14 protein-coding genes and 1 pseudogene are annotated in these 15476 nt (G+C 35.1%); 5 read left to right on the plus strand and 10 right to left on the minus strand.

Annotated features, from left to right (window positions below):
- Positions 1-276: 276 nt before the first annotated feature.
- The 8 genes from ACFCYJ_RS03910 to ACFCYJ_RS03945 form a co-directional block, all read right to left on the minus strand.
- A complete protein-coding gene (locus ACFCYJ_RS03910) occupies positions 277-786 on the minus strand; it encodes a ferritin (RefSeq protein WP_376070937.1) in 510 nt (169 codons plus the stop codon).
- Between the two features lie 106 nt (positions 787-892).
- On the minus strand, positions 893-1525 hold the full coding sequence (locus tag ACFCYJ_RS03915; RefSeq protein ID WP_376070940.1) for a Bax inhibitor-1/YccA family protein: 633 nt from the start codon (positions 1523-1525) through the stop codon (positions 893-895).
- Positions 1526-1712: 187 nt separating this feature from the next.
- A complete protein-coding gene (locus ACFCYJ_RS03920; RefSeq protein WP_376070942.1) occupies positions 1713-2474 on the minus strand; it encodes a TerC family protein in 762 nt (253 codons plus the stop codon).
- Between the two features lie 360 nt (positions 2475-2834).
- Positions 2835-3992 carry a Ger(x)C family spore germination protein gene (locus tag ACFCYJ_RS03925; RefSeq protein ID WP_376070945.1) on the minus strand — a complete coding sequence of 386 codons (1158 nt, stop codon included), beginning with the start codon at positions 3990-3992 and terminating at the stop codon, positions 2835-2837.
- Entirely contained in the window at positions 3989-5449 is a 1461-nt protein-coding gene (locus ACFCYJ_RS03930) for a spore germination protein (protein WP_376070947.1), read from the minus strand. The genes ACFCYJ_RS03925 and ACFCYJ_RS03930 overlap by 4 nt, the downstream gene beginning before the upstream one ends.
- The gene (locus ACFCYJ_RS03935) at positions 5449-6573 is read right to left on the minus strand and encodes an endospore germination permease (protein WP_376070950.1); all 1125 of its coding nucleotides are present in this window, start codon (positions 6571-6573) and stop codon (positions 5449-5451) included. The genes ACFCYJ_RS03930 and ACFCYJ_RS03935 overlap by 1 nt, the downstream gene beginning before the upstream one ends.
- A 307-nt stretch (positions 6574-6880) precedes the next feature.
- The gene (gene rsiV, locus ACFCYJ_RS03940; RefSeq protein ID WP_376070952.1) at positions 6881-7771 is read right to left on the minus strand and encodes an anti-sigma-V factor RsiV; all 891 of its coding nucleotides are present in this window, start codon (positions 7769-7771) and stop codon (positions 6881-6883) included.
- Positions 7764-8282 (minus strand): RNA polymerase sigma factor SigV, encoded by a 519-nt coding sequence (locus ACFCYJ_RS03945; protein ID WP_376070955.1) that lies wholly within the window; start codon positions 8280-8282, stop codon positions 7764-7766. Before ACFCYJ_RS03945 ends, rsiV begins: the two co-directional genes overlap by 8 nt.
- 488 nt (positions 8283-8770) lie before the next feature.
- Here ACFCYJ_RS03945 and ACFCYJ_RS03950 point away from each other — a divergent pair, with 488 nt between their 5' ends.
- Complete coding sequence (locus ACFCYJ_RS03950) at positions 8771-9067, plus strand: hypothetical protein (RefSeq protein ID WP_376070958.1); 297 nt, start codon at positions 8771-8773, stop codon at positions 9065-9067.
- A gap of 178 nt (positions 9068-9245) precedes the next feature.
- Here ACFCYJ_RS03950 and ACFCYJ_RS03955 read toward each other — a convergent pair.
- Positions 9246-10001: pseudogene (locus tag ACFCYJ_RS03955) on the minus strand (TSUP family transporter).
- A 215-nt stretch (positions 10002-10216) separates the two neighbouring features.
- On the opposite strand from ACFCYJ_RS03955, the gene ACFCYJ_RS03960 reads away from it, so the two are divergent.
- The 3 genes from ACFCYJ_RS03960 (at position 10217) to ACFCYJ_RS03970 (ending at position 13158) form a co-directional block, all read left to right on the plus strand.
- Entirely contained in the window at positions 10217-10642 is a 426-nt protein-coding gene (locus tag ACFCYJ_RS03960) for a hypothetical protein (protein WP_376070960.1), read from the plus strand.
- A 72-nt stretch (positions 10643-10714) separates the two neighbouring features.
- Entirely contained in the window at positions 10715-11722 is a 1008-nt protein-coding gene (locus tag ACFCYJ_RS03965) for an LLM class flavin-dependent oxidoreductase (protein WP_376070962.1), read from the plus strand.
- 452 nt (positions 11723-12174) lie between these two features.
- Positions 12175-13158: an Rpn family recombination-promoting nuclease/putative transposase gene (locus ACFCYJ_RS03970; protein WP_376070964.1), complete on the plus strand. Its 984-nt coding sequence runs from the start codon at positions 12175-12177 to the stop codon at positions 13156-13158.
- A gap of 107 nt (positions 13159-13265) precedes the next feature.
- Here the strand turns inward: ACFCYJ_RS03970 and yfkAB are convergent, their stop codons facing one another.
- On the minus strand, positions 13266-14378 hold the full coding sequence (gene yfkAB, locus ACFCYJ_RS03975; protein ID WP_376070966.1) for a radical SAM/CxCxxxxC motif protein YfkAB: 1113 nt from the start codon (positions 14376-14378) through the stop codon (positions 13266-13268).
- Positions 14379-14644: 266 nt separating this feature from the next.
- Here yfkAB and ACFCYJ_RS03980 point away from each other — a divergent pair, with 266 nt between their 5' ends.
- The gene (locus ACFCYJ_RS03980) at positions 14645-15346 is read left to right on the plus strand and encodes a YjjG family noncanonical pyrimidine nucleotidase (RefSeq protein ID WP_376070969.1); all 702 of its coding nucleotides are present in this window, start codon (positions 14645-14647) and stop codon (positions 15344-15346) included.
- Positions 15347-15476 lie beyond the last annotated feature (130 nt).

Genomic DNA, 15476 nt, shown 5'->3' on the forward strand with positions numbered 1-15476 from the left:
GTATCATGCGGAATTAATATTTATGAATATTTTCTTAGATATTCTGGTTCTCTACCTTGTGATTTGGTATAAAGATTTAGGAAAACCATCTGTAGATGATAAAGCACATCTCTTCTACTTAAAAGGCGTTGAATGCTACTAAATCCGACCGAAGGATTTGGATTTCTTTTATATGCAGATGATAATTTTCATGAATTAGAAAAAGCTACTAAGTTTCCAGGAACGGAGACTTAGTAGCTTTTTGCATGATCCAAGCTAAATCTTCATTTATAAATTCTAAGCTTCAGCATCAGGTGTAAATGAACGTGTCGCTAATTCAGCGTCAAGCATAAAGATTGCGTTGGAGTCATTTTCTATGCGTTCAATTTTACGAATTAATGTGTCAAATGTTGATTCTTCTTCTACTTGCTCGTCAATGAACCATTTTAAGAAAGCCATTGTCGCGTGCTCGCGTTCATCTAATGCGATGTCTGATAAATGATAAATACGGCGCGTCACTTCTTTCTCGTGTGAAAGGGCAGTTTTGAAGGCGTGTAAAATAGACTCGAAATGATTATCTGGACTATCGAAGCCATGGATTGTTGCACGGTAGCCCATATCACTTAGGAAATTATAAAATTTCATTGCATGAAAGCGCTCTTCTTCAGCCTGTACTAAAAAGAAGTTGGCAAAGCCATCATAATCTTGATCTGTGCAATACGCCGCCATCGCCATATAAGCATGTGCAGAGTAAAATTCAAAATTCATTTGTTCGTTTAGTGCTGTGTGTAGTTTTTCAGATAACATAAAAGATTTCCTCCCTTTGCAGTAAATACCTTCTGCATCTCTTATAGTATACAGCGAAAAAGGGCAGTGTTGCAATTTAATTGATTTTTATTCTCAATTAGAAAATTTAATCAATTAATTTTTTTATACGCCAAATTACTTCTAAAAGATTGACAAATAAATTAATGAAATCTAAGTATAGATTTAACGCCATACCAACAACTTCAGCATCTGAAACGTGATTATGTCGGATTTTGTTAAAGTCATAGACCGTATAGAGACTAAAAAGTAGTACAGTAATTCCCGCAATGATCAATGCGATCATATTGTTAACAGGGATAAACATAAAGACTAGTGAAAATACAATTACGACGATTAATACAGTGAATAAATAGCTTCCCCAATTAGAAATGTCTTTATTCATCATCATACCAATCAGTGCTAGCACAATGAAAATAGCTACGGTTGCTACGAAAACAAGTAAAACAAGCTGTTGCCCTAGTTCTGCAATGTAAAATTGTGTTGTCCAAAATAGTAAAATTCCCATTAAAAAGGGGATTGTATACATAATAGAATTAGCGAGCTTCAGACTTCGCACAAAGCAGGCAATGATAATAAGTACAAGAGTAATAATAGATAGCGGCATGACAACCGCTGGAGGTAATAATGTTGCTATGTACATTCCGACAACTGTCAATACCCACATAAAAGCAAAGTGTTTTAAAATTTTGTTTAAGTTTTGATTTTTAGCATACGCCATAAAGAAGATTCCTTTCTTTTGTAAAATAGCTTCTATATTAACATACGAACCAATTTCGAAAAAGATTCAACCATAAAAAAATTTGTATCACCATAACGAGGGATGGATTTCCGTTTGGGAATTACCTCGGTCTGGTGATACAAACACTAAACTGGTCTTCTTAAGGACCAAGTAATATTTTTACATATTATTTTGCATTCTTTCTTTGGTTTTTTACGCCAACTAAATAACCACCAAGGGCAATTCCAATTAAGACAATCCAGAAAATAGCCTTCCATATAGTTGAGTGTGGAAATTCATGTGGAATAATACCTAGTTTTTCGTGTGCTAATGTTAAAACAGCCAGCTTAACACCAACCCAACCAACGATTAAGAAGGCAGCTGTTTCAAGTGATGGGAATTTATCGAGAACTTTCACGAACCAACGAGCAGCAAAACGCATCATAATAACCCCGATAATACCACCTAGGAACATCACTGCGAATTGACCGGCATTAATGCCGCCAACATCAAAATTTCCGATATGAGGTAGTGTAACTGCAATGGCAACAGCCGCTAATATTGAATCTATGGCAAAGGCAATGTCAGCAAACTCAACCTTCAATACGGTCATCCAGAAACCAGATTGTTTTTTATTCTCCTGAATTTCCTCGGGATTTTGTGTGGCTTTTCGCGAATCATAAATATGCTTCGTTGACATAATTAATAAATAGGCAGCACCTAGAGCTTGAATTTGCCAGAAGTTAACGAGCGTTGTAATAAGAAATAGTGCCGCAAAGCGAAAAACAAATGCTCCCACTAAACCATATAGCAATGCTTTTTGCTGTTGATCTTTTGGTAAATGCTTAACCATAACTGCCATAACAACGGCGTTATCGGCAGCTAATAAACCTTCCAGTACAATTAATACGACGAGAACCCATGCGTATTCTAGTAAAATTGCCTCCAAATGTATTTCCTCCTTTATACTTTGAACAGAAATGAATAAACTGCTTTTAACTTATTCTTTGCTTTTTTAGGCAAAATAAAAAGACCCCTGCCTAAAAAATAGGCAAAGGTCTTGCTAAGCTAATTAATTGGTTGTTGCACAGAATATCTGTACGCCAAGATATGCCTTCACACCCGATGGTAAATAACCATGTAATGACGAATGTGAAATCAGATGCTCGTTCACATCTGCTAGCTACTCCCCTTTGACAAAATTGTCAAAAGCTATTCAATTCTTTATACATGGATTATAACATGCTGATAGTTAATTGCAAATAAAAAATGTAAAGCTAATTAACTTCTTTCAGCATATATTTTTAGATTATTCCTTAATGGTCCCAGTAAATATTTTACGACCAGAATTTACTTGGTTAACGGTTATTTTTAATTTACTAATAGAATTAGGTGTTAGTGGGATTTTTCCATCCTTCTCTAGTTTTTTCCACACTTTCACATTTTTTCGATATAGCTGTTCAGAAAGGCGATAAATATCAATATCTTGCGCTAATGCTTCTTCATACGTTGTTTTAATTTCTTTTTTCACTTCTTTGATAATCTTTTTCCTTATTTCTTCTTCTGAAACATCTGTTTTGAAACCATTTAAAGTTGCATTTAATTTTACATTTACCTCAAAGGTTACTTGACTATTTTTAACAAGTGGTTTGATATTTACCTTTATTTTTTCCAATGTTGCCGTTAAATAATCTGTTTCGTTACCTTCTAACTTGAAAGTTATTTCACCTCTATGCGTGCTATTATGCATCCATTGTATGCCTCTTGCAGCATCATTTTTAATGAAGCCTTTAAACCCATCTTTAGAAAGCACACCGACCCCTATAAAGGCAGTATCCTGACCTTGTTGCGCTGCCGTTTCCCAGTTTTTATTGATGGTTACATAAGGGATGCCAATTTCGTGATTTGGTTCATTTAAACCAATAACTAAATTTTGAAAATTAACGGGCTCGATAAATGTTTCTTGATCTTCTGTGTTTAAAGGATTACTAAGCTTTGACGTTGTTATAGATTTATTCAAAATGGGCGTTAAGAGAAGGATGTCTTTTATAGGGTCTTTTGTACAATAGGTCCATATTTGATACCTTGTTTCCCTAGAGCGCAATACACTGTCTATAATGGAGAGGGCATTTTTATCTTGCATTGCTTCCTCGGAGAAAATAATGTAAGTCATATGCCCCCAAAACACTTTCTGGTCGATGGAACGAAATAATTTAAAAAGTGCTTCTTCCAACGTTTTTCCCTTAGCTTGTCCAACCTCTGCTGTTGCTGCTTGAGGATTAGAACTTTCGGATTTTGCTACATTGGTGAAGTTAATTAATTGCAGGTATATTTCATATTGACCCTCTTTATAATCAATACCAAGGCCATCAACGTAATACATTCTTTGAGGTTCGGTAACATCCCAACAACCTGAAAGAAGTAGTGAAGTAGCTAAGCTTGATAGTAAAATCATTTTTTTCTTCATTGCTTCTTCCCACTCGTTGGGGTACGAGTGTTATCTTGAGGTGCAAGTGCTTTATTTCGCTCCGTGTAACCTTTTGGCGATAAACGGAAGATCGATTTTTTAATAGTCATCCAGTTTAAATCTGTTGCAAGATTCATGTAAGAGTAACCATAGATCCGGATATTACATAAGTAAAGAAGTGTAAAGTAAAGTGAGATGAAAAATCCAAATAAACCAAAGAAAGCACTGGCAAGAATGAACGTAACACGCAATATACTAATGGTTGTGACAAGAGATTGGTTCACAAGAGTAAAGGATGCAATTGTAGAGATCGCAATAACCACAATCATTTCTGGACTTGTCACACCTGCACGAATGGCTGCATCACCAATAATTAAACCTCCAACAACACTTATCGTACCTCCAATAACAGAAGGCAGACGTAAGCCTGCTTCTCGAAACAATTCAAACATTAGTAGCATTATTAGCATTTCGAGAGAGGAGGGGAGAGGTAGACCTGTTTTTGCTTGGACAACTGTTGCTAAAAGTTGAAATGGTAGCTGATTTTGGTGATAAGTCGTCAGAGAGAGCCAAAATGCAGGCAACAGCAAACCAATTAAAATGCCCATAATCCTCAAAAGTCGTTCTATAGAACTGAAAACGATGGGATATTCATTATCTTCAGCAGATTTTAATAATAAAAATAAATTGACAGGTGTGATAACTGCATAAGCTACACCATCGACGAAAATGAGAAAACGTCCTCTAATTAGAGCCTGAATAGCATAATCAGGTCGTCCAGTATAATCGAATTTCGGGAAAAGCTTGGAGTTTTTATTAATTTTCTCCATTAAAATATCCCCACTAAAGACAATATCGGTATCTACTGTAGCAAGTTGTTTTTTAATTCCATGTAAAATATCCATATCGACAATATCGTCAAAATAAAGAATAGCCACAGTTGTTTTTGAACGTTTTCCTAATTCCACTTTTTCAACACAAAATGAATTTGTAGGTAAACGTTTTCGTAATAGTGCAATGTTGACGCGAATATCTTCAATAAAGTTATCCCTTGGACCCTTAACGAGTACTTCCATCCTCGTTTCTTCAGGATTTCGATTAGGCTTTTTAGCGATATTACTAGCATATAAAAGTTCTTCCTCTTCAAAATAAAGCAATAGGAAACCAGTATAGACAAAGGTAATGGCTTCTTCTTTATCTTTGACTTTTTGAAGAGTGGGGACATGAAGCTGCTGTGTAATATTTTCTTCAAAGGTTGTATTATCTAAATGATCATAAAGATATTGGATTCGCCGAACAATGACTTCATTGAGCATTTGCTGGTCGATCATCGCATCACAGGTAACGAAATGAACCTTTTTTTGATTAAATGTATATTCCTGAAATTGAATATCTGCGGATTTTTGAAATAGTTTTTTTAAAGTGTTTAGGTCTATAGCCTTCTCCTGCTGAGGCATTATGATTCACCACTTTCCATTTCTTGTTTTTCAGGTTTCCCTTTTTTAGAAGACTTCTTTGAAAAGAAAGCTACGAGTACGAAAAAAAATGACAAAAGTAAAAAGAAAATAAAAGTAATTGATAATATATAGTTCCCTTTCACCTTCAAAAATATGTTTTCATTTAAAATAATTAGCGGCAGACAAATTAGAAAGAAGGGAGGAGCTATCATTTTCCATATTTTCTTCGGATCCCCAGTCATTTTTAATAGATCCGCTATAACATATAAGAAGAAGCTAACTCTTATAAATGTTCCAGTAAGCCATTGATAAATAGAGAAAAAGTCAAGATGCTCAATATAGCGACCAATCGATACTAATCCCCATTCCTCGTAGGCAGGATATCTTTGCTTTGCAGCTTCGGTAGGACCAAATTCTGCAATTGCGCCCATGAGCGGCCCTAAAGTAAGCCCCAATAAAATGAAAAGCATAATGCCAAAATGATACCAACGAATGCGGTCTTTAAATTGGTGCTGTAAAAATAAAAGCGTTAATAATTCAATAAATCCTGATGCTGGGTAAATCATCCCTTTTAAAACGGGTTGGAACCCATGCTCAAAAAATGGACGTAATAACTCGTAATCTTTTACCTGTATATTTGTAAATGCTACAAAAAAACCAAAGACTACTACACCGAATAAGACAAAGACATTTAAAATAACAATGGTTTGTAAACTTGTTGTAACAAGTAAAATACAAAGAATTGTATAAATGAGTAATAAGATCATGGCCGGTGTTTGAGGTAAAAACGTTGAGTTTATCCATTGCAATGTTTCAACCATCGTAAAAGCAGCCAGAATGAGTAAATAAATTACTATAATATAAATGACAATTGTAGAGCCGATTTTCCCGATTTTCCCCTCTAACCAGTCTCGAATAGGTTCCTGATTTGTCTTTTTTTGAATATAAACTAAAAGAAATAGCCAGAAGAATATAATAACGGAGGCCAATAATACAGATGCCCAACCATCTCTCCCCGCGACGTCTAGTATAGGGGGAATAATGGTTACGTGATTTTTTAAGCCAATAACAGTCATAGATAAGAAGACAACATGTAAAATACTAATTGATCCTACGCCTTTCATATAAAAACCCTCTAACGTTAATTGATACACTTTAGCTTTGACAAAAAGTGAGAGGATTATAAGCGTGACAAACTACTCTGAAAAGAAGAATTTTAAAAAATAAACCTTTCATCAGCTTCGTAGTTTATTACAGAAAAAAGCGAGGTATTTGACGATTGAAATGCCAAATAACTCGTATTTTGGAATAATATTCTTTCTGTGTGCTGGAAGAAAAACTGCCCGTAAAAGTACGATGGGTGACGACTAATAATCCGTGGGGGAAAGAAACCTCCACGGATTAAAGAAGTTTAACTATATTAGCAAATGCTTAATGAATATAATTAGAGCTTACAAGATCATTTTTTAAGACATCAGTTGGGATTTCGAATTCTACTACACCCATAAAACCAGGCGCTACTTCATATTTATCGAATGAGATAACAAGTTTCCCTTTATTAGAAATATAAAATTGTTGGTCTGCTTTAATAGCTGTAAAATTGTCCATAAGATCTTCATCTGGAAGTCCTGCACCCTTTATCCAATAAACTTTATCTTGGTTCGATGCAGCGATTTGTTCACGCATTTGTTCCTTAATGTTTTCACTGATTGTTTTAATATAATCATTATCTTTAAACAACATTGGCAGTGTAAGTAAAATTTCATTTTGTTTATCAATTGTATCGTAGTGCATTACTGTAGAAGACGATGCAACTGTATTGACAGTATAACGTCCAATCGACAAGATTTGGTCATTATCTGTTTTCACTTCATAGCCACTATCTACGCCTAAATGACCGCCACCATTAGCCTTGATATCACCAACTTCGGCAATAAAGTCATTATAAAGAGCTTTCCCTTCTGAACGGTATTTTTCATTTAAAGTATTGGCAAGATCTTTATTTTCTAAGTTTTCAATAGAAGGTACTTTAATGTCAGCATCATAGGTTTCTTCTTTTACTTCATATTCAGTCCATGTTAAGACTTTTACGACACTACCAACAACTGGAATGTCTGAAAGTGTTCGTGCCATTGCAGGGCTGACATTTAAACCAGCTGTAAAAAGCATTGCAGCTGCCGCAGAGCCTAGTAACCATTGTGGTGCTCGTTTTTTTCTTTTCTTTTTACCTTGTTTTAGTGCGTTTTCAACCACAAAATCAAGCTCCTTTGGAATTGATACCTCATTATATTGTTTTTCTAATTCTTTTAATTTTTCATCCATGTGCTGTTTCTCCCTTCACATCTTGTAATTGAATTTTCAATAGTTTTAACGCTTTATAAAGACGGGATTTAGCGGTACTCAACTTAATGTTAAGGATATTTGCAACATCAGCGAGCTTTAAGTCTTCAAAATAGTGTAAAATGACAACTTCACGATACATAATTGGTAATTCATCTAACGCATGCTCTAAATCAACGTTTTCGTAAACATCCTCTTGCGCAGGAGTTAAATATTGCAATGTATCATCGTCTGTCACCTGTAAGCGTTTATGCTTACGTAAAAAATCTATGGATGTACGTACGACGATTTTATAAAACCAGCTTTTCATATACTCGACATTTTCTAGTCGATCGAGAGAAAGCATTGCTTTTTGAATACTGTCTTGTACAACATCAAGTGCGTCCTGTTCATTTTTCGTATAGCTATACGCGAGCAAATAAAAACGCTCTTTCTGTTCGCGAATTAACTGGACAAATACCTCTTCATGTTGAAATGCATTTCTTGTTTTCATGTCCAAAGAAGCTCCTTTTTAACATTTTTAAATTGTATACAAGTACTAGACGTATGAAAGGGGAAAAAAAGTTGAAAGCATAAAAAAACTTATCTTATTCTTGTTAACTTCAAAAATAAGTCATTGGTACTTGGTAATTTATCCCGCATAACTGTCAGTAAAAAATCGATTTGTAATAATCATCAGTGCGGATGAAGAAATCCTCCACTGGTAAAGTTGCACTATGCAGTACATTTTACTGTGGTGAAAAATCATAGCAAATTATAATCCTTTTACAATTGCTTAGAAAGGGGAAAGAGTAAATTGGTCACAATTACAAATAAAATTGGCTGGGGGAGGAAGAGCATCTAAGTAGCTGGAATTGCAATCGAAGAAAATATCCTAAAAATATGATCGAAATGAGAAAGTGTCTCTGGAATTTTTTCTACATGAACCATCTCGTACATATAGTAGAGTGAAAATACAAGCAATTACTCTTCAGCTGCTTTTTGGCAGGATATCTTTTATGTATGTTGATTGTATATCTTTCTTTAAGTTTTGCTCTTGGCCCTGGAATAGGTGAAATTTTTTCTCAGAAAGGAACATTAGGTATGAAAAAGTCAAAAGACGCTAAAGATTTAAAAGATAGTTTAATACCATTGGGAATCATTTTTGGTAGTGCTTTCGGTGAGATTTTTGGCATGTATTTCAAACCAAACTTTCTAGTATTTACAATTGGCTTAGGGGCTGGAATAGGTTATTTATTTGGAGTTATTGCTTATGGAATTTATAGTAAGAAAGAATAATTATAGACAGAGAAGTATGAATAACTGAACTTTAATAGAAGCATGCTGTATTTTTAGCATGCTTCTATTTGGTCGATAAATTGATAACTACTTATACAATTTCTTTAATGAAAAATGCCATAGCTAGTTTGATCTTCATTATAACTGCATGGAAAAATTGATAGATATAAGGAATCAATCATGAAAAATAGTCATATGTATTTTTCAAAAGTAATAGAATTGTCACAACGATAAATAAATTACGTACATACCCGCTGCCACGTTTAATGGCAAATTTAGAACCAACAATTGCACCAGCAATTTGTGCAAGTCCCATAGGCATAATTTATTTGCCCTAAGTATATAAACATAAGAAGGGCTGCGATATTACTTCCAAAATTCAGAAATTTGGCATTGCCCGCTGATTTTAAAAAGTCGAAGCCAACTATTAAAAAGGCAAACAGTAGAAATGAGCCTGTCCCTAGCCCTAAAAAGCCGTCATAGAAGCCGATTAAGGTAATAATCACGACAAAAAATGCGTAACGCTTAGGTGTTAATATTTTATAGGTAGAAATGCTACCCCAGTCTTTCTTGAAAATAGTATAAATAGCTACAGCTGCTAGCATGACAAGCATAAGTGGTTTTAGAACACTAGGATCCATAAGGTGGACAATCCATGCACCGATCATTGAGCCTATAAAAACAAAAGGGAACAGTTTATAAACGGCTTTAATATCCAATTTACCAGAGCGATAAAATGTTATAGTGCTCGTTAATGACCCCATAGTACCTGCTAACTTATTGGTAGCCACAGCTGCAGTTGGTGGAAGGCCAACAAACATAAGAGCGGGTAATGAAATAAGTCCGCCGCCTCCTACAACAGAATCGATAAATGCGGCAAGAAAGCCAAAAAAATAAGAATGAGTAAAATGTTTACATCTAAATCAAAAGGCACGTAGGTCATCTCTTTTCTATAATAATAATCTGATAGTAGCGAAATGAAAAGTAACTGTAAATAGCTTTAATTATATTTTTCTATTAATTTCGAGGATTTGATCTCTTTTGATATTTTTAAATTCTTTAAAAATCAAAAATATTCTACTTTATGTGTATATTTTAATGTATTATGTAGGTGATGATGTTTTTTGCGTAAAGGGGACGTGATGACATTTGAGTTTAGGAAATCATGTAAGAGTATTTGTTTGTGTTGTATGTATGGGGCTACTTGTCGGATGTGTGTATAATGCCAAAAAAGATATAACTGATAATGAATATATCGATACTGTAAAAGAAGGGTATTTGGGAGATTTTTCAGAAGTATCTGTTCGTAATGCATTTAATTATGCATTTTTTGAACCATATTGGCGATATTATCAGGCAAAAACAGGCGAGCATGTTGTCGAATTATCAGGTGATATTACATTTGAAGATGAAAAAGGACATGCCATTTTACAGTTCGTAGTGGATGAACAAACAAAGCAATTTTCTATTTATGCAATGAAATTTAATGATGTCGTATTGAATCCCAAACAAAACCGGTTGCTTATTGGCATGGTTTATGACACATGGCATGCAAAGCGGCTTGCCTATGAGTAAGGTCTTTTGCTTTGTAAAAAGAACTTCCTATATTACAGTAAGGAGGATGCTTAGACAGAGAGGGTGTCTTCAATGAGATTAAGTATTTTAGATCAAATGCCTATACCAAAAGATCATACTGCTGAGGAGGCTTTTCGGCGTACAGAACAAATAGCGCTTTTAGGTGAAGAGCTTGGCTATCATCGTATGTGGTTAGCGGAGCACCATAATAGCCATTCACTGGCAAGTTCAGCTCCCGAGGTTACAGCTGCTTTCCTAGCAGCGAAAACAAAACGTCTTCGTATCGGTACTGGAGGCGTGATGATGATGCACTATTCTCCATATAAGCTGGCAGAGGTTTTTAAAACATTAAGTGGCTTGGCACCAAATCGTATTGATTTTGGCGTCGGTAGAGCCCCTGGTGGTGACCATGCCTCTATTTATGCGCTAGCAGAGGGAAGAAGACAACGTTTTACAGAGCAATACGATAAGCTCGAAATCATTTTAAAACTGATGAATAATCAAAAAACAGGCGAAGATGTCTATGATCAAGTGATAGCGGCACCGGTGAATATCCAATTACCTGAGGCTTGGTTACTTGGGTCTAGTGGGCAAAGTGCTATGCAGGCAGGACGATTAGGTGTGGGTTACTCATATGCACAGTTTTTCACTGGCAATATGTCAAAGGATATATTTGATACGTATAGAGATTACTTTATACCTTCCTATTATATGGAGAAGCCACAAATTATCGTTACTTATGCGGCGACAGTTGCAGATACGTTAGAGGAAGCGGAATATTTGGCAAAGCCGATCGATATTACACGTCTTCATCTCATGAAGGGACAAATCATTCAAGCGATGTCACCTGAGGAAGCAAAGGATTATCCACTTACGGAGTTGGATAAAATGACAATCGCCAATAATCGAAAAGCCAATCTTGTCGGAACACCGAAGGAAATCGCTGAATTTTTAGTAGCAGAGCAAGAGCAATATGGATTTGACGAAGTGATGCTAAACTGCAACCAATACGCACTAGAAAGTCGCTTGAATACTTTTACGCTAGTTGCAAAGGAATTAATAGGAACGCCACAGCTTTAGCGGCGAGAGTACTTGCACAAAGAAGAATTGCTTTAAGTATTTTATTGAACTTACTAATCAACCAGAGTAGCTTCGAATTTGCTAGTGAAAACTATGAATCATGAAATAGGATGGACAGCAAATAATCAAGACAACACGAATTTAAGGATCGATACTAATGAACTTGCTTGCGTGGCAAATAGGGATTTCCTGTACAAAAATAATTAGGGGAAAACTGAAATGTGTACAGGTGATAGTGGTGAAAATATAAGGAACTTTGTGGAAAATAACAAAAGAGAAGCTATGTTCATCAGTATATGTGAACATAGCTTTTTTGATTTAAACTTATAAAATTAAGAGTTTAGGTCTTTAAAGAAATTAAGATTTTATTAATAATACGTTTTTGATGTTTTAAAGAGGTTTAGTAGTTCGCCCATGCTATAATGATAGTAATAAAAAAGAGGTGATACCTGATGAATCGAAAAGCAATACGAAGAATTCCGTTAGATAAGTTTTTTGATTTGAAGGTTGATTTTGCCTTCAAGCAATTGTTCGGAAATGAAAAGAATAAAAAAATTACTATTGTCTTTTTGAATGCGGTGTTAAAGCTTACTGGACGAGATACTATTAAAGAAGTAACATTTATTCAGCATGAATTGGGCGGTGAATATCAGGACGATAAACAATCTCGGCTCGATATTCTTGTGAAAACACAAAAGGGCGATTTTATCAATGTAGAAATTCAACTATCCAATCAGCATGATATGACAAAGAGAACGCTATATTATTGGGCAAAAATGTATGAGTCACAACTAGTAAGAGGTATGGGGTATAGTGAATTGCGCCCAACTATTACGATCAATATTTGTAATTTTACAATGTTTAAAAATAACAAAAATTATCATAGTACTTATCATCTGTACGAAGACAGAACGTTATCAAGGCTAATGCCAGAAGAAGATGTTTTGGAAATTCACTTTATAGAGATGAACAAGTTTATTACTCTCTGGCATGAAGAAAAGTTGGATGCCCTTGAAAATATATTAATTCGATGGTTGTTATTACTTGGTATGGTTGATGGTCGTAAAAAGAAAGTATATGCGGATATATATCGTGAATTGGAGGAGTTAGCGATGAAGGATGAAAACTTACGTGCAGCATTTGATACATGGGAAGAAATCAGTCAATCCCCTGAAACTATTCTTGCTTATCAGTCTCGTTTAAAGTATATCCTAGATGAAGAAGCTCGCTACATTGATGGGATCAATAAGGGAAGAGAACAAGGGAAAACAGAGGGAATAAAAGAAGGGCTAGAAAAAGGGCGTAAACAAGAGCAAATAGAGTTAGTGAAAAAATTACTACAACGTCATGAACCGATTGAAGAAATAATGGGTTTATTAGGCTTATCGAGAGAAAAAATTGAAAGAATAAAAAGTCTAAATTTACATGAGGAATAAGAAGAAGTAACAGATAATAACTTAACAGAACATTTATTGTAAGGCGAAAATTTCATAAATCCTATAAAAAATGTCCAATGCAAATGTATGCATTGGACATTTTCACTTTACACTCTAGCTGAGTCACTAATAAACTGTGTATCTTTATAGTACATATTTTTAACAAGAACGTTAGGACCTAAGCATTTTACAGCCGGACAGTGGCAGTTTAGTGATTTCGCTAAATCTGTTGCCATCCATTTATCAAAAATTGCTGGTAATTCGTCGTTTGCAATATTGCCGAGCGCTGGTGTATCGCCAAAGTCTGTCACAATGACATCACCTGTAAAGATATTGACATTTAAGCGAGAACGACCATCTGGATCATTGCGCATCGTAACGTTCTTTTCTTCTCGTAGTCGTTTTAGGAGTTTTTGATCTTCCTCATTCATGCTACATGGATAGAAAGGTAGCGTACCAAAAAGCATCCAAGTATTTTCATCTCGAACATCAAGTAGATGATGAATCGCATCACGAGTTTCCTCAAGTGATAGAGATGTAAGGGAACTTGCGAAATCTGAAGGGTACATCGGATGCACCTCATGGCGTGCACATTTCATTTCATTGATGATTTGGTTATGAATATGTTCTAAGTACGGTAAAGTTTTTTTGTTTAACATTGTTTCCGCCGATACCATTACACCGTGTTCTGCAAGCATTTTTGAGTTATCAATCATGCGTTGGAATAAAGCTGCACGCTGTTCATAAGTCGGTTTTCGCTCCATCATGGCAAAACCTGTTTCGACGAATTCATCGATCGTACCCCAGTTATGTGAGATATGTAGTACATCTAAATACGGTGCAATCAGTAAATAACGTTCAGGCTCCAATGTTAGGTTGGAATTGATTTGTGTTCGCACGCCACGTTCATGCGCATATTTCAATAAAGGCAATACATAGTTTTGAACGGATTTCTTAGACATCATCGGTTCTCCACCAGTAATCGAGATAGTTTTAAGGTGTGGAATATCATCAAGACGCTTTATAATTAGCTCAATAGGCAGTGCATCTGGATCTTTAGTTTGTAATGTATAACCAACCGCGCAGTGTGCACAGCGCATATTACAAAGTGTTGTTGTTGTAAATTCAATATTAGATAGGGTCATATGCCCATGTTGTTCAACATCTAAATACGCTTCCCATGGATCAAAGGCAGGCGTAATTTTTTGTAGAGTCGTCATAATTCGTACATCTTCCTTTCTAGCATTCTATTGTCTCATATTCGCTGTTATTTTCAAATATGAAATTATCGAAAGGGCTATTTTTAGGCAAGATGATCATTTTTATTACGCAATGAAGGAAATATTTTTCAAAGTTTCCCTTGTGTGATTATTCCTAAAATTCCGCAAAGTTGACAGGTGGGTGAATTTACTGTTATTTTTCTAAAAAAACGTTATGATAGAAGGAATGATATGGTAATATAGCACCAAAGAAAGTAGGGAATGACATGACTAACTATGAAACATTATTGTTTGACGTGGATGACACATTATTAGACTTTGACTTAGCTGAAAATGCAGCACTTGACCGTTTATTTAAACAGGAAAATATTGCAGCAACTCCGACGATGATAGCGCGTTATAAAGAGATTAATGAATCTATGTGGCGTGCTTTTGAACGCGATGAGGTGTCTAAAAATACATTACATAACACTCGATTTTCGATTGCGTTAAAGGAATTCGGCTTAGATGTAGATGGGGAATACTTTGAAGCGGTCTTTCAAAAATATTTGAAGGAGGCACATCATTTTGTAGATGGTGCCTACGAAGTAATCGAACAGCTTGCCGATAATTATGATTTATATGTCGTTTCAAATGGTAAAACAATGACTCAAAATAAACGACTAGAGGATGCAAATTTAGCACAATTTTTTAAAGACATTTTTATCTCGGAGCAAACAGGCTATCAAAAACCGATGCCAGCTTTTTTCGATTATGTTTTTGATCGTATCGATCATATAAATAAGGATAAAACCTTGATTATTGGTGATTCTTTAACATCGGATGTTAAAGGCGGACTACAAGCCGGAATTGATACATGCTGGTTTAATATACGTGATATTGAAAATACAAGCGATATTCAACCACATTTTGAAATTAAAAAGCTTCATGATTTACACATATTGTTAGATATTAAAGTAACAATTTGATAAGTACATGTCTAAACTACGCTTCAACTGTTCGTAAGCCCGAACAGTTGAGGTGTAGTTTTTTTGATAGAACCAAGCTCTAAAAGTACCATACTTATAGAGCCAAAATGTTAGCGGTGATTTTGAGCGT

It is taken from the genome of Lysinibacillus sp. NPDC056232, assembly GCF_042267565.1.
In the GTDB taxonomy this organism is placed as follows: domain Bacteria; phylum Bacillota; class Bacilli; order Bacillales_A; family Planococcaceae; genus Lysinibacillus.